Annotated in this window: 1 rRNA gene; it reads left to right on the plus strand. The window is 54.2% G+C overall.

Annotated elements, in window-relative coordinates:
* Positions 1-413, plus strand: a 16S ribosomal RNA gene (locus ET34_RS0118370); the annotation flags it as partial.

A 413-nucleotide genomic window follows, 5' to 3' on the forward strand; every position in this document is an offset into this window, starting at 1 on the left:
CATGGCTGTCGTCAGCTCGTGTTGTGAAATGTTGGGTTAAGTCCCGCAACGAGCGCAACCCTTATCCTTTGTTGCCAGCGATTCGGTCGGGAACTCAAAGGAGACTGCCGGTGATAAACCGGAGGAAGGTGGGGATGACGTCAAGTCATCATGGCCCTTACGGCCAGGGCTACACACGTGCTACAATGGCGTATACAAAGAGAAGCGACCTCGCGAGAGCAAGCGGACCTCATAAAGTACGTCGTAGTCCGGATTGGAGTCTGCAACTCGACTCCATGAAGTCGGAATCGCTAGTAATCGTGGATCAGAATGCCACGGTGAATACGTTCCCGGGCCTTGTACACACCGCCCGTCACACCATGGGAGTGGGTTGCAAAAGAAGTAGGTAGCTTAACCTTCGGGAGGGCGCTTAC

Source organism: Siccibacter colletis (assembly GCF_000696575.1).
Taxonomy (GTDB): Bacteria; Pseudomonadota; Gammaproteobacteria; order Enterobacterales; family Enterobacteriaceae; genus Siccibacter; species Siccibacter colletis.